At 60.7% G+C, this 18,439-nt stretch carries 13 protein-coding genes, 1 tRNA gene and 2 rRNA genes (1 of these 16 only partly in view); 10 read left to right on the plus strand and 6 right to left on the minus strand.

The features are described 5' to 3' along the window. From CK627_RS05485 to CK627_RS05495, 3 genes are all read left to right on the plus strand, one after another. Positions 1–2,130 (plus strand): 23S ribosomal RNA (locus CK627_RS05485); it begins 758 nt to the left of the window's first position. An 83-nt stretch (positions 2,131–2,213) separates the two neighbouring features. Then, positions 2,214–2,328 (plus strand): 5S ribosomal RNA (rrf, locus tag CK627_RS05490). 96 nt (positions 2,329–2,424) lie between these two features. Further along, a tRNA-Asp gene (locus tag CK627_RS05495) sits at positions 2,425–2,501 on the plus strand. Between the two features lie 1,355 nt (positions 2,502–3,856). Here the strand turns inward: CK627_RS05495 and CK627_RS05500 are convergent. The 5 genes from CK627_RS05500 to CK627_RS05520 all read right to left on the minus strand — a co-directional run bounded on the left by CK627_RS05500 (position 3,857) and on the right by CK627_RS05520 (position 8,960). After that, a complete protein-coding gene (locus CK627_RS05500) occupies positions 3,857–4,843 on the minus strand; it encodes a helix-turn-helix transcriptional regulator (protein ID WP_005308002.1) in 987 nt (328 codons plus the stop codon). Positions 4,844–5,148: 305 nt separating this feature from the next. After that, positions 5,149–5,535: a SirB2 family protein gene (locus CK627_RS05505; protein WP_095591835.1), complete on the minus strand. Its 387-nt coding sequence runs from the start codon at positions 5,533–5,535 to the stop codon at positions 5,149–5,151. Further along, on the minus strand, positions 5,532–7,388 hold the full coding sequence (locus CK627_RS05510; protein WP_095591836.1) for a monovalent cation:proton antiporter-2 (CPA2) family protein: 1,857 nt from the start codon (positions 7,386–7,388) through the stop codon (positions 5,532–5,534). Before CK627_RS05510 ends, CK627_RS05505 begins: the two co-directional genes overlap by 4 nt. Positions 7,389–7,458: 70 nt before the next feature. After that, positions 7,459–8,058: an NAD(P)H-dependent oxidoreductase gene (locus CK627_RS05515; RefSeq protein WP_005308007.1), complete on the minus strand. Its 600-nt coding sequence runs from the start codon at positions 8,056–8,058 to the stop codon at positions 7,459–7,461. A 56-nt stretch (positions 8,059–8,114) separates the two neighbouring features. Next, positions 8,115–8,960 carry a LysR family transcriptional regulator gene (locus CK627_RS05520; protein WP_167385271.1) on the minus strand — a complete coding sequence of 282 codons (846 nt, stop codon included), beginning with the start codon at positions 8,958–8,960 and terminating at the stop codon, positions 8,115–8,117. A gap of 143 nt (positions 8,961–9,103) precedes the next feature. Here CK627_RS05520 and CK627_RS05525 point away from each other — a divergent pair, with 143 nt between their 5' ends. From CK627_RS05525 to CK627_RS05550, 6 genes are all read left to right on the plus strand, one after another. Next, positions 9,104–9,826 carry an SDR family oxidoreductase gene (locus CK627_RS05525; RefSeq protein ID WP_167385272.1) on the plus strand — a complete coding sequence of 241 codons (723 nt, stop codon included), beginning with the start codon at positions 9,104–9,106 and terminating at the stop codon, positions 9,824–9,826. A gap of 88 nt (positions 9,827–9,914) precedes the next feature. Beyond that, positions 9,915–10,238, plus strand: coding sequence for a hypothetical protein (locus tag CK627_RS05530; RefSeq protein ID WP_005308010.1), 324 nt, complete (start codon positions 9,915–9,917; stop codon positions 10,236–10,238). Positions 10,239–10,285: 47 nt separating this feature from the next. Further along, complete coding sequence (locus CK627_RS05535; protein ID WP_005308011.1) at positions 10,286–10,717, plus strand: DUF411 domain-containing protein; 432 nt, start codon at positions 10,286–10,288, stop codon at positions 10,715–10,717. A 224-nt stretch (positions 10,718–10,941) separates the two neighbouring features. Beyond that, positions 10,942–13,095, plus strand: coding sequence for a S9 family peptidase (locus tag CK627_RS05540; RefSeq protein WP_167385273.1), 2,154 nt, complete (start codon positions 10,942–10,944; stop codon positions 13,093–13,095). Between the two features lie 415 nt (positions 13,096–13,510). Beyond that, positions 13,511–14,482, plus strand: coding sequence for a TAXI family TRAP transporter solute-binding subunit (locus CK627_RS05545; protein ID WP_167385274.1), 972 nt, complete (start codon positions 13,511–13,513; stop codon positions 14,480–14,482). An 87-nt stretch (positions 14,483–14,569) separates the two neighbouring features. Further along, positions 14,570–17,131 carry a TRAP transporter permease gene (locus tag CK627_RS05550; protein WP_010635408.1) on the plus strand — a complete coding sequence of 854 codons (2,562 nt, stop codon included), beginning with the start codon at positions 14,570–14,572 and terminating at the stop codon, positions 17,129–17,131. 317 nt (positions 17,132–17,448) lie between these two features. Here CK627_RS05550 and CK627_RS05560 read toward each other — a convergent pair whose 3' ends face one another. Then, the gene (locus CK627_RS05560; protein WP_010635406.1) at positions 17,449–17,589 is read right to left on the minus strand and encodes a hypothetical protein; all 141 of its coding nucleotides are present in this window, start codon (positions 17,587–17,589) and stop codon (positions 17,449–17,451) included. A gap of 188 nt (positions 17,590–17,777) precedes the next feature. Here CK627_RS05560 and CK627_RS05565 point away from each other — a divergent pair, with 188 nt between their 5' ends. Continuing rightward, positions 17,778–18,404 (plus strand): lysoplasmalogenase, encoded by a 627-nt coding sequence (locus CK627_RS05565; RefSeq protein ID WP_005308018.1) that lies wholly within the window; start codon positions 17,778–17,780, stop codon positions 18,402–18,404. Positions 18,405–18,439: the final 35 nt, after the last annotated feature.

Below are 18,439 nucleotides of genomic sequence, written 5' to 3' on the forward strand. Positions count from 1 at the left end.
GGCTGGGGGTGAAAGGCCAATCAAACTCGGAGATAGCTGGTTCTCCCCGAAAGCTATTTAGGTAGCGCCTCGGACGAATACTACTGGGGGTAGAGCACTGTTTGGGCTAGGGGGTCATCCCGACTTACCAACCCCATGCAAACTCCGAATACCAGTAAGTAATATCCGGGAGACACACGGCGGGTGCTAACGTCCGTCGTGAAGAGGGAAACAACCCAGACCGCCGGCTAAGGTCCCAAAGTTCTGGTTAAGTGGGAAACGATGTGGGAAGGCTCAGACAGCTAGGATGTTGGCTTAGAAGCAGCCATCATTTAAAGAAAGCGTAATAGCTCACTAGTCGAGTCGGCCTGCGCGGAAGATGTAACGGGGCTCAAACCAGGCACCGAAGCCGCGGATTCACACTAAGTGTGAGTGGTAGGGGAGCGTTCTGTAAGTCTGCGAAGGTGTATCGAGAGGTATGCTGGAGATATCAGAAGTGCGAATGCTGACGTAAGTAACGATAAAGGGGGTGAAAAGCCTCCTCGCCGGAAGACCAAGGGTTCCTGTCCAACGTTAATCGGGGCAGGGTGAGTCGACCCCTAAGGCGAGGCCGAAAGGCGTAGTCGATGGGAAGCAGGTTAATATTCCTGCACGACTTGTAATTGCGATGGGGGACGGAGAAGGCTAGGTGGGCCAGGCGACGGTTGTCCTGGTGAAAGTGCGTAGGTGGTGTTTCTAGGCAAATCCGGAGACACAACACTGAGACACGAGACGAACGCACCACGGTGCGGAAGCCATTGATGCCCTGCTTCCAGGAAAAGCCTCTAAGCTTCAGATTACAAGTCATCGTACCCCAAACCGACACAGGTGGTCGGGTAGAGAATACCAAGGCGCTTGAGAGAACTCGGGTGAAGGAACTAGGCAAAATAGTACCGTAACTTCGGGAGAAGGTACGCTCTTGTTGGTGAAGTCCCTTGCGGATGGAGCTGACGGGAGTCGCAGTGACCAGATGGCTGGGACTGTTTATCAAAAACACAGCACTCTGCAAACACGAAAGTGGACGTATAGGGTGTGACACCTGCCCGGTGCCGGAAGGTTAATTGATGGGGTTAGCGCAAGCGAAGCTCTTGATCGAAGCCCCGGTAAACGGCGGCCGTAACTATAACGGTCCTAAGGTAGCGAAATTCCTTGTCGGGTAAGTTCCGACCTGCACGAATGGTGTAACCATGGCCATGCTGTCTCCACCCGAGACTCAGTGAAATCGAATTCGCCGTGAAGATGCGGTGTACCCGCGGCTAGACGGAAAGACCCCGTGAACCTTTACTACAGCTTGGCACTGAACATTGAACCTACATGTGTAGGATAGGTGGGAGGCTTTGAAGGCGTGACGCCAGTTGCGCTGGAGCCGTCCTTGAAATACCACCCTTGTATGTTTGATGTTCTAACGCAGGGCCCTGAATCGGGCTCGCGGACAGTGCCTGGTGGGTAGTTTGACTGGGGCGGTCTCCTCCCAAAGAGTAACGGAGGAGCACGAAGGTTGGCTAATCCTGGTCGGACATCAGGAGGTTAGTGCAATGGCATAAGCCAGCTTAACTGCGAGACGGACAGGTCGAGCAGGTACGAAAGTAGGTCATAGTGATCCGGTGGTTCTGAATGGAAGGGCCATCGCTCAACGGATAAAAGGTACTCCGGGGATAACAGGCTGATACCGCCCAAGAGTTCATATCGACGGCGGTGTTTGGCACCTCGATGTCGGCTCATCACATCCTGGGGCTGAAGTCGGTCCCAAGGGTATGGCTGTTCGCCATTTAAAGTGGTACGCGAGCTGGGTTCAGAACGTCGTGAGACAGTTCGGTCCCTATCTGCCGTGGGCGTTGGATGATTGAAGGGAGTTGCTCCTAGTACGAGAGGACCGGAGTGAACGAACCTCTGGTGTTCGGGTTGTCACGCCAGTGGCACTGCCCGGTAGCTAAGTTCGGAATCGATAACCGCTGAAAGCATCTAAGCGGGAAGCGAGCCCTGAGATGAGTCATCCCTGACCCCTTGAGGGTCCTAAAGGGCCGTTGGAGACCACAACGTTGATAGGTGGGGTGTGTAAGCGCGGCGACGTGTTGAGCTAACCCATACTAATTACCCGTGAGGCTTAACCATACAACACCCAAGAAGTGTTCGAAGACTTGTAGCAGATACCGAGAACGAATAACTAAATCAGCTTTTTCAGATTGAAGATTTTGCCTGGCGGCAATAGCGCAGTGGAACCACCTGACCCCATGCCGAACTCAGAAGTGAAACGCTGTAGCGCCGATGGTAGTGTGGCATTCGCCATGCGAGAGTAGGACACTGCCAGGCACCCAATTAAACGGTGATGTGAAAGCACATGACCGGCTGCGAGGATGACACCTCATAAAGAAGCGGCAAATGATTTAGCGAAAGCTAACCGAATGCGGAGCGGTAGTTCAGTCGGTTAGAATACCGGCCTGTCACGCCGGGGGTCGCGGGTTCGAGTCCCGTCCGCTCCGCCACTAACAAGAAGCCCAGTCGAAAGACTGGGCTTTTTTTTCGTTTCCGACACCGTCCTCATTTCCCCCGAATTGCCTCTTTTTCCTCACGCGACTCAGTAAAACACGCAGAGCCAGACGGTGGTCATGTGGGGGGTGGTGCCACTCGAGCCCGATCTTCCGGCGGGCGAGGCGAGGATACTGATGTGATCCATGGGAACTACTGAAGCTGAGACTCTCTTCGGATCTTTGGTGCAGTATGCCGCCAACAATGGCATGAGGGGGAATGGCAACCCATCTACGCAGACTTGTTGCTTGAGTGTCGTGGAAGACTGAATAGCGCCTCTATGCTTCGTCACACATATGAAGTGCAGCTTTAATGTCTTGGCGCTTCTTTCAGGCCTTTAGAGAGGTCTTGTCGAAAGACACAGTCAAGGTATGGGCGAGAGTGACGAGCAGCAGGAACAGGCGCAGGGACGTGGCATGCACAACATCTGCAGCGTGAGTGATGTGATTGGGTTGTTTCTAATAAAAAGCGCAAAAAGAAAAGGGGACGGCTGCTGCCGTCCCCTCGAGTCATTTCGTCCAGTCCCTGAACTGCAACGCTCCCTGCAATCCCTGACTTTATCCTGATCCTTCGGAATATCCCCTTCCCAATCCGTTGAGGTGTCCTGTGGCCATCCTAGCCAGGCAATCGATCCTGATTGCTGCACTCTCTCCATCCTGGAGGTGTCCGTTACCACATCCAGTGGTGTTCCTTGCGTCATCCTGACAGATAACCATCCGGGTTATCTCGCTTCATCCTGAAGCTGTTCCTGCTCGCCTCCGGCGAGGTTCCTGTTCGTCCTGAAGAGCAACCATCCTGCTGCTCTGCCTCATCCCGAGGTGTCCTCAACCACGTCCCGCGGTGTCCTGTATTCCCTTTGATAACCATCCTGGCTATCGGCCTCATCCTGAGGTGTTCCCTGCCCACGTCCTGTGGTTTATTCCCTGCTTATGCGCTGCTTCTGCATCCTGCCGAACCAGCTTCGTCCTTGTGAGACCCATATTAAGGGAACCAGAGGGCGGAACAAGGGAGGAGTTGGCGTTGTCGGCGTGATGGGAACGCTTAAACGATCATAGTTGTGATAATAAATTCATATTAATCATGCTTTTAGTTTGTTTCACGGGAAAGCATAAGGATTCAAAGATGGCTTCGCGTACGGTTCGACACAGTGGCCTCTTACAGCGGCGATGGCTGATCTCTCACACGCAAAAACAGGGCGAAAACGATGGTAAAAACAGGCTCAATTCCGAGGGTAAGGCTTAAAAATTAGTTGAATAAATATGCTCAAAAAGAATACAAAAAGCCGGGCTTGGCCCGGCTTTTTGAGAAGGTGTCAGCTGACGCGGCTACCCGGTGTCGGATATGCCTTGCGCAAGGATTCTGGCGCCAGCACTTCCAGGTTCCCGCTCATGTTGTTGAGCCAGGTACGGAACTCCGGAGTGTCCTGCACCTCGGTTTCCACCACCACGCTGCGCTTGTCGTAGCGGGTCATGCGCGGGTTGTGGCCGGGGATCTGGCCGTCGACCAGGGTCGGACAGTTGGCATCGATGCGGCCGACGAAGCGGATCGGCCCGCTGACATCCTGGTACCCCTGATCGCGGATCAGTTTCTGGATATTGAAATCCTTCGGCTGGGTCGCGCTGAAGTTGGTCAGCTCCACGTTCTTGATGTGGTCGAACGGGATGCCGTAGACCTTGGGATCCAGCTCGGACAGGGTGCAGAGCAGGGTCGGCCCCTCCGCCTGGTTCAGAATGCCGAGCGGATTGATGCGGTCATAGCAGAGCCACACGGTGCGCTCCTTGATGACACGCTGGATCTCGGCGCTGAACTTGCGGCCACGCCACAGAGCATCGCGGATCAGGGTGCTGCGGCGGATCTCCGGGTTGCCGGCAAACGGACGCGGTGACTGGTGCACGCTCTCGAGCCAGCGTTCCGCCAGTTCGCTCTGGCTGTCACGGATCACCTGGCTGGCCTTGTCGACCAGCGGGTTCAATTCGGTCAGGACACTGGCGGGCAGCAGCTGGCTGGCCTGGTCGCTCCAGGTTTTCAGCGCCACTGCCAGCGACAGCGGCATGATGTTGGCAAAATCGTTGAGGCCATGGCGCTCGAAGCACCAGCCGTGTGGTTTGCTGCGTTCATCCGAGGTGAGATCGAACAACCCCATGCCGGACATCTCTTCCAGGTCCCGTTGCACGGTACGCAGACTGACATGAATGCCTTCTTCTTCCAGTTTTACCTGGAGTTGGCTGGCGGTCAGCTTGTAAGGGCGGTGCGGGATGCAACGCGCCAAGGTCAGTTGTCGTAACAGCTTCTTACTCATGGTGCATGCCTTCACTGGTTTAGCGTTGAGTGTATCCTAGCCATGCCTTGCGACAGTCTATGTCGCAAGTTTTGCTGCGACAACTGTCGCCATTTTCATACAAACCAAGCTAACTACATGATCATAAAAGAGAACGCTCTCTTTTCTGGCAGCAATTGAGGCTAAAAAATGATGAAAATTCGCCAAATGAAAGTGCTGCCTTACGGATTTGGCGTAGAAGAAAAAACAGAAATGATGGGTAAGCGCAGAATATGATGTGGAGGAGATGACTCTCCTCCACCGGGCGGGGATTTTTGGCTGTCGGATCAGGCCAGCCAGGACCAGGCAGACTTGGTGATGGCGGCGCCCACCATGTAGCCGAATACCGCCAGGGCCGCGAGGCCGGCCACCAGCTTCTGGCTGCGCGCAGGGCGCTTGAGCGCCATGACGCCGAAGCCGATGTAAACCACCAGCGCGATCAGCTTGGCCATCAGCCAGGGCTGCTGACCCGGGCTCATCTGCAGGGTCACCGCCAGCACTACCCCGAACAGCAACAGTAAGGTGTCGTTGACATGGGGCAGGATCTTCAGCCACTTCTGCTGCAGGCGGGCACTGCCCCCCAGGGCCAGCAGCCAGCGATAGAGGAACAGCAGCACGCTGACCAGCGCCAGCGTCATGTGCAGGTGTTTGAGCAGGGGGTAATAGGCAATCATATTGCTTCCTTGTCGTTGTCGGGCAGACCGCTGTTCCAGTTGTGGGCGTGAATGCGCTCCTGTCCTTCCTGATCGTCTTGCAGCAGATCGGAGAGGATGTCCCGGTATTGCAGGCTCTTGTTGATATAGGTGTGTTCGTCGTCCAGGTAGTTGACCTGCTCCCGCAGCAGCCAGTTGTCGTGCTGCTTGAAGGTCTGCCCGGCCCGCCAGGCCTGGTTGGCCCGAAAACCGAGCTGGGTCAGGGCTTCCACCCCCAGATCCACGGCCGAACCCAGGGTTTCCCGATACACGCTGCCCACGCCCTGACGCAGGATCTCGTGAGCGTGGGGACGATCCTGGGCTCGCGCCAGTATCTTAAGGTGCGGGAAGTGTTTCTTCACCATTTCAATCACTTCGAGTGACGTTGCAGGGTCGTTGATGGAGAGCACCAGCAATTTGGCCTTGTGGGCACCGGCGGCGTGCAGCAGGTCGAGCCGGCTGGCATCCCCGTAGAACACCTGATAGCCATACTTGCGCAGCATCTCTATCTGGCTGGCATCCTGCTCTAGGATGGTGGTACCTATGCCGTGGCCGTGCAGCAAGCGTCCCACTATCTGGCCGAAGCGGCCGAAGCCGGCGATGATCACCGGGTGCTCCACCAGCTCCGGCTGCTCGTGCTGTGGGACCTCGCTCTGGTTGCGGTAGTCGAACCAGGGCTGGATCACCCTATCGTTGAGGATCAGCAGCAGCGGCGTCAGCGCCATGGAGAGCGCCACCACCAGGGTCAGCAGGGCTATGGTATCCCCCGGTAACACCCTGTTCTGGGCGGCGAACGAGAACAGCACGAAGGCGAACTCCCCCCCCTGGGCCAGCGCCAGCCCGAAGGTCCAGCGCTGGCTCGGCGAGATGCGGATGATGAAGCCGAGCGCCATCAACACCAGCCACTTGAGTAGCATCAGGCCGACCACCAGGGCCGGGATCAGCAGCGGATGTTCGGCAAACAGCCCGAAGTTGATACCGGCGCCCACCGACATGAAGAAGAGGCCGAGCAGCAGCCCCTTGAACGGCTCTATGTCCGCCTCCAGTTCGTGGCGGTATTCGCTGTCCGCCAACACCACGCCGGCGAGGAAGGAGCCGAGAGCGGGGGAGAGGCCGACCGACTCCATCAGCACGGCGATGGCGATCACCAGCAGCAGGGCGGCGGCGACGAAGATCTCCCGCATGTGGGACTGGGCGATGGAGCGAAACACCGGGCGCATCAGGTAATGACCCCCCAGCACTATGCCGGAGATGGCGGCCACCACCAGCAGGCCGTGTTGCCAGCCGGCCAGCTCCGAGCTGCCGCTGCTGGCCACCGGCGCAATGGCCAGCAGTGGCAGGATCGCCAGGATGGGGATGACGGCGATGTCTTGGAACAGCAGCACCGCGAAGGCTGAGCGGCCGCTCTCGCTCTGCATCAGTTTGCGCTCCTGCAGGCTCTGCAGCACGATGGCGGTGGAGGAGAGCGCCAGAATGAGGCCGATGGCCAGCCCCTGTTGCCAGGGCAGGCCGATGAGGTGGGCCACGCCGGTCAGGGCTGCCGTGGTGAGCAGCACTTGCAGTCCGCCGGTGCCGAGAATGGGCCCCTTCAGCTGCCACAGCAGCGCCGGCCTGAGCTCCAGCCCGACCAGAAACAGCATCAGCACCACCCCAAACTCGGCGAAGTGCATCACGTCTTTTTGCTCACCCACCAGCCCCAGCAGGAAGGGGCCTATGATGATCCCCGCCAGCAGGTAGCCGAGCACGGATCCCAGCCCCCAGCGCTTGGCCAGCGGCACCGCGATCACCGCGGCGGAGAGGTAGATGAAGGCATCGAACAGCAAACCGTGTCCCATCAGCGGATCCTCCGCGCCGTGGTGGAGGCCGATGAAGGCAGGCCGGGCTGGCGCCCGGAGCAGGTTCGGGTCATGGGAGTACCTCCAGCAGATCGCGCAGATAGGGGCTGCCGCCGAGTTGTTCCGGGGTCAGCTGCTCGTCGCGCAGGGCGCACAGCAACTGGCGATAGTCCTGGCCGCAGCGGCGCAGCGCCTCCGGGTCCCGGATCTTGTGAAAGGAGTGCAGCACGAACGGGGGCAGCCAGCTCATGCCACACAGCTGGGCCGTCTGCTGAAAGGGGAGCAGGAAGTCGAGCAGCGGGCGCTGGTTGTAGCCGGCGCTGCAGTAGGATTCGGGGGCACCACCGGTGGTGATGGCCGACAGCCACTGCTTGCCGTTGAGGGCGTGGGCTTCCGGGCCATAGGCGTAGCCGTACTCCAGCACCAGATCCATCCACTCCTTCATGATGGCGGGGCAGGAGTACCAGTAGAAGGGGTGCTGGAAGACGATGATGTCGTGTTCAGAGAGCAGGGCCTGCTCCCGCTTCACGTTGATGAACATGTCCGGGTAGTGCAGATAGAGGTCGTGCAGGGTGATGCCCTCCAGCCCGTCGATGGCCTGCAGCAGCTGCTTGTTGGCCCGGGAGCTCTGCAGCGCCGGGTGTGAGAAGATGACCAGAATGCGTTTCATGGGGTCCTGACCTGAAGAGGAGTGGATGCCGGCAAAAGATGCATTGCGCAGCGACGTTAGCAAGAAGCGCCGTGGCCCGCCAGCTCCGGGATCAGCTCGCGCAGCGCCGGATTGAGGGTCTGGTGGGCGGGATAGCAGAGGCCGATGCGCCGGAACATCCGGGGCCCGCTCACGGGCACGGTGCACAGCCCCGCCTCGTCCTCCACCAGCCCGTCCGGCAGGAAGCTGATGCCGATCCCGGCCAGAACCAGCGCCATCACCAACCCCTTGCTCTCGGCCTTGGCCACCAGATTGAGGGTGAGCCGATCACAGGCCAGCAGGCCTATGGTCTGCTGATGGGCCTCGCAGGGTGGGCACTCAATAAAATCATAATGTTGCAGCTCGGCCAGTTCGAGTTGCCGGCGGCCGGCGAGGGGATGGTCGCGGCGCACGCACAAGACATAATCCTCCTCCCACAGCGGCAGAAAGATCTCGTCCTCCCGGCGCAGGGCATCCAGGGTCAGCCGACAGTCGGCAGGCGTCCCGTAATCGGAGAGGGTGAGATCCAGCTCGGGCAGCACCGCCTGCACCTGCTGCAGCAATCCCGCCACCCGCCGCCGGCTCAGGTCCGGCATGATGGCAAGATTGAGCCGAGCACGCGTCGCCTTCTGGCGAAACAGCTCGGGCAGCCGACGAGCCTCCTCCACCAGCTTGACCGCGTGGGGATAGAGGTAGTGGGCCGGATCCTTCGCCTCCACCCCCTTCTTGCCCCGGATGAACAGGCTGTCACCCAGGGTCTCTTCCAGCTGGCGCAGCCCCGCCGAGAGGGAGGGCTGGCTGACGTGGCAGCGTTCGGCCGCCGCCGTGATGTTCTTCTCTTCATAGATGGCGATGAAGAAGCGCAGCAGTCTCAGATCCAGCATAAGCCCAACCATAGTTTTTTCAGATGATAACCAGCGGAAAACAATATTTATCACTGATGGATGCAGTGACTATAGTGATCCCGTTCCGTGCTGGCCAGCCGCTTGTTTGCTCAAACCGACTCTTGAATCAGAAGGAAAACATCATGTCCAAGCCTCTCGTCGTGATCACCGGTGCCTCCGCCGGGATCGGTGCCGCCATCGCCCGCGCCTTCTCCGCTGCCGGCCATCCGCTGCTGTTGCTGGCCCGCCGGGTCGAGCCCATGCAGGCGCTGGGCCTGCCCGATACCCTCTGCATCGGGGTCGACGTGACCGACACCACCGCCATGAAAGCCGCCATCCAGCAGGCCGAGGCGCAATTCGGTCCGGTCGGCTGCCTGGTCAACAATGCCGGCGTCATGCTGCTGGGCCAGGCCGACGTGCAGGATCCGGCCGAGTGGCAGCAGATGCTCAACATCAACGTGATGGGGGTATTGAACGGCGTTCACGGCGTGCTGGCCGGGATGAAGGCGCGCCGCAGCGGCACCATCATCAACATCAGCTCCATCGCCGGTCGCAAGACCTTCCCGAACCATGCCGCCTACTGCGCCACCAAGTTCGCGGTACACGCCCTGACCGAAAACATCCGGGAAGAGGTGGCCGATGTCGGCGTGCGGATGGTGACCATAGCCCCAGGCGCGGTGGAGACCGAGCTGCTCAGCCACACCACGGACGAGAGCATCAAGGCCGGCTACCACGACTGGAAGGATCAGATGGGCGGCGTCATTGCGCCCGAGGTGATCGCCGAGGCAGTGCTCTATGCATGGCACCAGCCGGCCAATGTCTGCGTGCGCGAGATCGTGTTGGCGGCCACCCGTCAGCAACCTTGATGGAGGCTGACTGGAAGAGGGGGGAGGGCTTGACCCTCCCCCTGGGCCAGGGGTTACCATAGGCCACCTTTCGTCAATGAGTCGTCTCATGGTTCTGACCCGTCGCCAACTCGCTCGCGCCCGCCGCTGGCTCCCCCTGTGGAGTCTGCTGATGGTGCTGATGTCGTTTGGCAGCAGGGCGGCGACCGATCTCTGTACCCTGACGCCTCATTGCAGCCAGAGCGAACGCACCCTAGAAAAAGCCATGCCCTGCGGCAGCTTCACCTCGGCGCTCGCCATGACGGTGCTCAGCAGTGACAGCCTGACGGTTGCCATGCTGGAGCCCGATGCCCCGGATTTCATCTCCCCTTCCCAGTTCATGCCGGATGTCCCGACCGACCGGCTGGAGCGTCCTCCCCGCACCCTGGCTTGAATCTGACCCCCGTTCCCGGGCATGTTTTATTCAATCTGAGGTGAGTTATGTACAAATCCCTGCTACTGGCCGTGCTGGCCGGTACCGTCAGCTTTTCTGCTCTTGCGGCCGAGAAGATGACCGTCTACAAATCCAAGTATTGCGGCTGCTGCCAGGCCTGGAACAAGCACATGGAAGAGAATGGCTTCGAGCTCGAGGTCATCGAAACCGAACAGCTTGCACCGGTCAAGCAGCAGTACGGCATCACCCCGCAGCTGGCCTCCTGCCACACCGGCGTGGTCAACGGCTATGTGATCGAGGGACACGTGCCCGCCGCCGATGTGCAGAAACTGCTCAAGGAAAAACCGGCGATCCGCGGCCTGACCATTCCGGGCATGCCCCAGAGTGCGCCGGGCATGGATATTCCGGGTCAGCCCTATCAGGTGCTGAGCATCAGCAATGAGGGCGCGACCAGGGTCTGGTCGAGCTACCCCGGCTGATGAAGACTGGCCGTGAGCGGACACACTTCCATCATGTGAGGCACACCTGAGCGAGCCCGTGTCGCTCACGGTCAGGTATGGGGGCCGCCATCGCGAGATGGCGGCCCTTTTACATCCCGGCGCGGGAGAACTTGCAACTGAAGGCGACAAGGGGCAGATTGGTCCCCTGTCCAAGGAGCCAAGGCTCAGGTCCGCCAACCCTTTTAAAGCGCAAAGGATGCGACATGTTCACCTTTTCCCGAGGGCTTCTGCTGCTGGCTTGCCTGGCCGCCGTTCCCTGTTCATATGCCAATGATGAGTCCGCCATGCCCACACGCGACACCCAGATCCAGCCTCCCGTGGCCGCCAAACACCCCCATGCCCTGAAAAAACACGGGGATACCCGGGTCGACAACTACTACTGGCTGCGCGATGACGAGCGCCAGAAACCCGAGGTGCTGGCCTACCTGGAGGCCGAAAACGCCTACACCGACGCCATGCTCAAACCGGTCAAGCCGCTGCGCGACCAGCTCTATCAGGAGATGGTGGCCCGCATTCCCCAGCAGGACGAGTCGGTGCCTTATGTGAAGAACGGCTATCGCTACCAGACCCGCTACGAGCCGGGCAAGGAGTACGCCATCTATTCACGCAGAAAAATTGGTGAAGAGGCTACAAGCTTGCTGCTGGACGGCAACCAGCGTGCCGAGGGCCACGAGTTCTACGCCCTGGGGGCGCTCGAGGTGAGCCGCAACAACCGCTGGCTGGCGGTGGCGGAAGATTTCCTCTCCCGCCGCCAGTACCAGATCCAGTTCTTCGATCTGGAGAGCGGCAAGTGGGCCGCCGACACGCTTCCGAACACCTCCGGCAATCTGGTCTGGGCCAACGACAGCAAGACGGTGTTCTACGTGCGCAAGCACCCCAAGACCCTGTTGCCCTACCAGGTCTATCGCCACGAGCTGGGTACGGATCCCGCCAAGGATACCCTGGTCTACGAGGAGAAGGACGACACCTTCTATGTGAGCCTCTATGCCACCACCTCGGAAGATTTCATCGTCATCGCCCTCTCCAGCACCACCACCGGCGAGGCGCGCCTCATCGATGCCAACGTGCCGACCCAGGCGCCGCGGGTGTTCCTGCCGCGCCAGGTGGATCACGAGTACAGCCTGGATCACTACCGCGGCCGCTTCTATGTGCGCTCCAACAAGGACGGCAAGAACTTCGGCCTCTACGAGACCAAAGAGAGCCCGGTGGAGCGCTGGAAGGCGGTGATCGCCCCCAATCCGGATGTGCTGCTGGAGAGCTATGCCCTGTTCAAGGAGTGGCTGGTGCTGGAGGAGCGCAGTCAGGGGCTGACCCGGCTGCGCCAAGTCAACTGGCAGAGCGGCGAGCAGAAAGAGATCGCCTTCGACGATCCCGCCTATGTCACCTGGCTTGCCTACAACCCGGAGCCGGACACCAGCGCCCTGCGCTATGGCTACTCCTCCATGACCACGCCGTCTTCCACCTACGAGCTCGACCTGAACAGCGGCAAGCGCACCCTGCTCAAGCAGCAGCCGGTGGCGGGCTTCAAGGCCGACCAATATGCCAGCGAGCGGCTCTGGATCACTGCCCGTGACGGCGTGGCCGTGCCGGTGTCGCTGGTCTATCGCAAGGACAAGTTCAAGAAGGAAGGGACCGGCGCAGGCACCAATCCGTTGCTGGTCTACGGCTACGGCTCCTATGGCGCCAGCATGGATCCGGACTTCAGCAGCGCCCGGCTGAGCCTGCTGGATCGCGGCTTCGTCTACGCCATCGCCCACATTCGTGGTGGCGAGGAGCTGGGCCGCCACTGGTATGAGGATGGCAAGCTGCTGAAGAAGCAGAACACCTTCAACGACTTCATCGACGTGACCGAGGCGCTGGTGGCGCAGGGCTATGGTGCCAGGGATCAGGTCTACGCCATGGGCGGCAGCGCCGGCGGCCTGCTGATGGGGGCCGTCATCAACCAGGCGCCCCAGCTCTATCGCGGCGTGGTTGCCCAGGTGCCCTTCGTCGACGTGGTCACCACCATGCTGGACGAGTCCATCCCCCTCACTACCGGCGAGTACGACGAGTGGGGCAACCCGAATCAGAAGCGCTACTACGACTACATGAAGGCCTACAGCCCCTACGATCAGGTCAAGGCGCAGGCTTACCCGAATCTGCTGGTCACCACGGGTCTGCACGATTCCCAGGTGCAGTATTGGGAGCCGGCCAAGTGGGTGGCCAAGCTGCGGGAGCTGAAGACGGATGATAACAAGTTGTTGCTGAGTACCGACATGGACGCCGGCCACGGCGGCAAGTCGGGCCGCTTCAAGGCCTACGAGGATATCGCGCTGGAGTTTGCGTTTATCCTGGATCTGGCCAAGCCAAAAGCATAAGTTACCAAGGTTGCAGCCCTTGCCAGACAAGGGCTGCAAAAGAATCTCCTTTCCCTCTTCCCGCCTGCCGTCCGGTAGCACAACCAATTAATCTTCGATCGGCAAATTAATGATCGGCTTCAAATTTCTGGCGACCGATATCCTTCATTTTGTGTTTTTGTTTGATTTATGTTGGCGCCGTGTGCTTAATCGATGCCGTTATAACTCTTTAATTGGCCCCCTCGGTGCCAATTATCTCTGGTTGGCATGAAGCCGACTGTCTCACCACAGGATGCTGGTGGCTTTTTGGGGAACGCTGGTCGTTCACCCATTTCCTCATCGCGAGGTCACGGACGACCGCCGACGCAGCACGGCGGTTTGTCTTGCATTCGCCCGTGGAACGGGCGAGCTGAATCAATCAAAAAGGATGAACAACATGAAAGGATTATCCCTGGCGTGTGCCTTGTCGGCAGCTCTGGTCGGTGTCTCGTTTGGTGGTCCGGTACAGGCGCAGGAGCGCTTCGTGACCATAGGTACCGGCGGTCAGACCGGTGTCTACTACGTGGCGGGCCAGTCCATCTGCCGCTTCCTCAACCGCGGCGCCGCCGATCACCAGATCAAGTGCAACGCCCCGGCCAGTGGCGGCGGTGTTGCCAACGTCAACGGCATCCGCTCCGGCGAGTTCAACTTCGGCATCATGCAGTCCGACCACCAGTACAAGGCGATGAAGGGCGTCGAGCCGTTCAAAGCCGAGGGGCCGATGGATGACATCCGCGCCGTCTTCTCCCTGCAGAGCGAAGTGTTCACCATCCTGGCCCGCAAGGACGCCAAGATTGCCGGCTTCGACGATCTGAAGGGCAAGCGCGTCAACATCGGCAACCCGGGCTCCGGCCAGCGCGACACCTTCGAAGAGATCATGACCGTCAAGGGCTGGGACAAGTCCGTGTTCAGCCTGGTCTCCGAGCTCAAACCCGCCGAGCAGGCCTCTGCCCTGGGTGACAACAACATCGACGCCATGAGCTACTTCGTCGGTCACCCGAACGGTGCCATCCAGGAAGCCTCCACCACCACCGATACCGTGCTGGTGCCGGTGACCGGCCCCGAGATCGACAAGCTGCTGGCCGAGAAGAGCTACTACAGCAAGGCCGAGATCCCGGGTGGTCTGTACAAGGGCAGCCCGAACCAGACCCCGTCCATCGGTGGCAAGGCCGTACTCTCCACCAGCGCCAAGGCTGATCCGGAAGTGGTCTACCAGCTGGTCAAGTCCGTGTTCGACAACCTGGATCGCTTCAAGCGCCTGCACCCGGCTTTCGCCGACCTGAAGGAAGCCGACATGATCAAGGTGGGTCTCTCCGCCCCGCTGCATGAAGGCGCGGTGCGCTACTACAAGGAACGTGGCTGGATGTAATCCGGTTGCGGTTTCGGATGTGCCCCAGACTCGCTCCTCCCTCGGGGGGGCGAGTCTCATTTATTGCAGTACCAACAGAGCCACACTATGCAGCAAACACAACAACAAGAGGCGCTCTCGGCCGAGGAGCTGATCGCCCAGGATGTGGGAGCCCGCCTGCCGGTGGGCACCATGAGCTGGATCATCGCGGGTCTTGCGCTGATCTGGTCCCTGTTCCAGCTCTGGATCGCTTCGCCGCTGCCGTTCTCTCTCGGCATCGGTGTTCTCAACGACACTGAAACACGCTCGATTCACCTGGCTTTCGCCATCCTGCTCGCCTATCTGGTGTTCCCGGCCATGCGCAGCTCGCCGCGCGACCGCGTGCCGCTCGGTGACATCGCCCTTGGCCTCATCGGCGCCGCCGTCGCCAGCTACCTGTTCATCATGTATGAGCAGCTGGCCCAGCGCCCCGGCAACCTGACCACCATGGACTTCGTGGTCGCCTGTATCGGCATTCCGCTGCTGCTGGAAGCCGCCCGCCGTGCCCTCGGCCCGGCCCTGGCGGTGATCGCCATCGTCTTCCTGGCCTACAGCCTGGCCGGCCCCTGGATGCCCTCCCTGCTGGCCCACCGTGGGGTGAGCCTGCACGCGCTGGCCAACCACCAGTGGATCACCACCGAAGGGGTGTTCGGTATCGCCCTCGGGGTCTCCACCAGCTTCGTCTTCCTGTTCGTGCTGTTTGGCGCCCTGCTCGAGCGCGCCGGTGCGGGCCACTACTTCATCCAGCTCGCCTTCAGCCTGCTCGGCCACCTGCGCGGCGGCCCGGCCAAGGCGGCCGTGGTGGCCTCGGCCTTGACCGGCGTCATCTCCGGCTCCTCCATCGCCAACGTGGTGACCACGGGCACCTTCACCATCCCCATGATGAAACGGGTCGGCTTCTCCAAGGAGAAGGCCGGCGCGGTGGAAGTGGCCTCCTCGGTCAACGGCCAGATCATGCCCCCGGTCATGGGCGCCGCCGCCTTCCTGATGGTGGAGTACGTGGGCATTCCCTACGTCGAGATCATCAAGCACGCCTTCCTGCCGGCGGCCATCTCCTACATCGCCCTGCTCTACATAGTGCACCTCGAGGCGCTCAAGCTCGGCATGCAGCCCATCGGCAACCGTCAGCCGCGCCCCTGGCTGCGCCGCCTGACCGGCTTCGCCTTCGGTGCCGCGCTTATCAGCGGTCTCTCCATGGCGGTCTACTACGGCCTGGGCTGGCTCAAGCCGGCGCTGGGCGACTACGCCCTGCCGGGGATCAGCGTGCTGCTGGCCGCCGCCTATCTGGGGCTGCTGAAGATCGCCGCCAGCAACGAGCCGTTGCCGTCGGAAGATCCGGACAAGCCGCTGGACGAGCTGCCGGAAACCCGCGCCGTGCTGCTCTCCGGCCTGCACTTCCTGCTGCCGGTGGTGGTACTGGTGTGGTGTCTGATGGTGGAGCGACTCTCCCCGGGCCTGTCGGCCTTCTGGGGCTCGGTGATGCTGATCATCATACTGCTGACCCAGCGCCCGCTGCTGAACTGGCTGCGCACCGACGGCAAGCATGACTACGGCAGCTTCACCGACGGCGTGGTGGATCTGCGCGAGGGGCTGATCGCCGGTGCCCGCAACATGATCGGCATCGGCATCGCCACCGCCACCGCCGGCATCATAGTCGGGGCCGTCTCCCAGACCGGGGTCGGCCTGGTGCTGGCGGATCTGGTGGAGTTCCTCTCCATGGGCAACCTGCTGCTGATGCTGCTGCTGACCGCCCTGCTGAGCCTGATCCTCGGCATGGGGTTGCCCACCACCGCCAACTACATAGTGGTGTCGAGTCTGCTGGCGCCGGTGATCGTCACCCTGGGGCAGCAGAACGGCCTCATCGTGCCGCTCATCGCCGTACATCTGTTCGTCTTCTACTTCGGCATCATGGCCGACGTGACCCCGCCGGTGGGGCTGGCCTCGTTCGCCGCGGCCGCCGTCTCCAAAGGGGATCCCATCAAGACCGGGATCACGGCGTTCTACTACAGCCTGCGCACCGCGGCACTGCCGTTCCTGTTCATTTTCAACACCGACCTGCTGCTCATCAACGTGGACTTCGCCCACGGCGTGCTGATCTTCATCGTGGCCACCATCGCCATGCTGATCTTCGCCGCCGCCACCCAGGGTTACTTCCTGGTGAAGAGCCGCTGGTACGAGAGCGTGCTGCTGCTGCTGGTGGCCTTCACCCTGTTCCGTCCCGGTTTCTGGATGGACATGCTGCACGACCCGTATCGCGACGCCGCGCCGGCCGAGCTGGCCCAGACCATGGGCCAGGTGGAGGCCGAGAGCACCCTGCGCCTGCGGATGGAAGGGGAAGATGCGGTGGGCAAGCTGCGCCGCTTCACCGTGCTGCTGCCGGTGCCGGATGGCGCGAGCGGTGAGGATCGTCTGACCAAGCTGGGGATCCAGACCTATGAGCAGGACGGCAAGATCCTGATCGACAGCGTCACCTTCGGCAGCCAGGCCGCCGAGCTGGGGCTGGAGATGGATCAGCAGATCCTGAGCGTCAAGGCGCCCACCGAGCGCTGGCCCAAGGAGCTGATGTGGCTGCCGGGCTTCCTGCTGTTTGGTGCCGTGATCTGGCTGCAGCGGCGCCGTCAGGCACGCTGATCCCGCACTCAATAAAAACGGCGCCACGATGGCGCCGTTTTTATTTACCCCGTGTGGGGTTATTCCTGCGGAGCTTGCTTTATGCGGCAGGTTGAAAGGCTGTTGCTTCACCTAGCTCAGTTCCGGCTGCTCTCATACCTATTCAACGCGGCACATCATGATATCTATACGGGCCACGGGAGGGCTTATTCTTGCGGATCCTGCTCCTGCAGCAGGCTCAGGGTCTGTTGCTCCACCTGGCTCAATCCCAGCTGCTCGCAGGCTTGCTCAAAGCTGATTCCCAAGTGACACATCATGATGTCTGATACCGGGAGGGCTTATTCTTGCGGATCCTGCTCTTGCAGCAGGCTCAGGGTCTGTTGCTCCACCTGGCTCAATCCCAGCTGCTCGCAGGCTTGCTCAAAGCTGATTCCCAAGTGGCACATCATGATGTCGATGGCGGGCAGATAGTTTCTCATTGCTTCTTCCATGGTGATCCTCCGAACCCGTTCCTTATGCCCGAACCGGGTGGACGGGACAATTAGACTTTAGGCGTAGAGTGCTCGTTTGCTGAGCGCCTCTGCCACTGGCCGGGGGAATTTGTTACTCTCCCTGTCAGCAAGAAGATGTTGCCGTATGACTGCGAGCGACACGTGAGGAGCAGGGCATGTTATTGAGTTTCTTGATCATCGCATCGGGCTGGTGGCACATTCGTGCGGCCTACGGCTCAGACTCCCGTCAGTTCTACATCAGCAAGCCGCTGACCATGCTGCTCATCATAGCGCTGGCGTTCGGCTATCAGGGCTATGACCACGACGGCTCCCACGCCTGGATCCTGCTCGGTCTCTGCCTGTCGCTGGCCGGCGACGTGCTGCTGATGCTGCCGAGCGACCGCTTCATCCAGGGGCTGGCGGCATTTCTTGTCGCGCACCTCTGCTACATCGTCGGCTTCGCCCAGGGGCCGCTGGTACTGAACCTGGTGGACGGCCTGCTGTTGCTGCTGGTGGCCGGCATGGTGTTCGGCCTGTTGTGGGGCAAGCTCGGGGAGATGAAGATCCCCGTCTTCTGCTACATGCTGGTGATCATCGGCATGGCCTGGGTGGCCGCCGGTGCCTGGCACGCCTCCCTCACCGCCGGCAGCGCCGCCGCCCTGGTGGGGGCACTGATGTTCCTGTTCTCCGACAGCATGCTGGCGCTGGACCGCTTCCGTCGCCCCTTTCCCCATGCCACCGCCTGGGTGATGAGCAGCTACTTCGCCGCCCAGTTCCTGATCGCCGCCTCGCTGGCGGGTTGACCGGCGGGCCGCAATAAAAAACGGGCCTGCCGGCC

The sequence above is a fragment of the Aeromonas dhakensis genome (assembly GCF_002285935.1).
In the GTDB taxonomy this organism is placed as follows: Bacteria; Pseudomonadota; Gammaproteobacteria; order Enterobacterales; family Aeromonadaceae; genus Aeromonas; species Aeromonas dhakensis.

Bases quoted from the DNA above. Each gene is read 5' to 3' on its own strand.
- CK627_RS05510 (WP_095591836.1), bottom strand. From the start codon at position 7,388: ATGGGACACGGTTTGCTGTTCGATGCCTTCATCTACCTCTCCGCCGCG.
- CK627_RS05525 (WP_167385272.1), top strand. From the start codon at position 9,104: ATGTCCAAGCCTCTCGTCGTGATCACCGGTGCCTCCGCCGGGATCGGT.
- CK627_RS05515 (WP_005308007.1), bottom strand. From the start codon at position 8,058: ATGAAACGCATTCTGGTCATCTTCTCACACCCGGCGCTGCAGAGCTCC.
- CK627_RS05545 (WP_167385274.1), top strand. From the start codon at position 13,511: ATGAAAGGATTATCCCTGGCGTGTGCCTTGTCGGCAGCTCTGGTCGGT.
- CK627_RS05535 (WP_005308011.1), top strand. From the start codon at position 10,286: ATGTACAAATCCCTGCTACTGGCCGTGCTGGCCGGTACCGTCAGCTTT.
- CK627_RS05505 (WP_095591835.1), bottom strand. From the start codon at position 5,535: ATGATTGCCTATTACCCCCTGCTCAAACACCTGCACATGACGCTGGCG.
- CK627_RS05500 (WP_005308002.1), bottom strand. From the start codon at position 4,843: ATGAGTAAGAAGCTGTTACGACAACTGACCTTGGCGCGTTGCATCCCG.
- CK627_RS05530 (WP_005308010.1), top strand. From the start codon at position 9,915: ATGGTTCTGACCCGTCGCCAACTCGCTCGCGCCCGCCGCTGGCTCCCC.
- CK627_RS05560 (WP_010635406.1), bottom strand. From the start codon at position 17,589: ATGAGAAACTATCTGCCCGCCATCGACATCATGATGTGCCACTTGGGA.
- CK627_RS05520 (WP_167385271.1), bottom strand. From the start codon at position 8,960: ATGCTGGATCTGAGACTGCTGCGCTTCTTCATCGCCATCTATGAAGAG.
- CK627_RS05565 (WP_005308018.1), top strand. From the start codon at position 17,778: ATGTTATTGAGTTTCTTGATCATCGCATCGGGCTGGTGGCACATTCGT.
- CK627_RS05540 (WP_167385273.1), top strand. From the start codon at position 10,942: ATGTTCACCTTTTCCCGAGGGCTTCTGCTGCTGGCTTGCCTGGCCGCC.
- CK627_RS05550 (WP_010635408.1), top strand. From the start codon at position 14,570: ATGCAGCAAACACAACAACAAGAGGCGCTCTCGGCCGAGGAGCTGATC.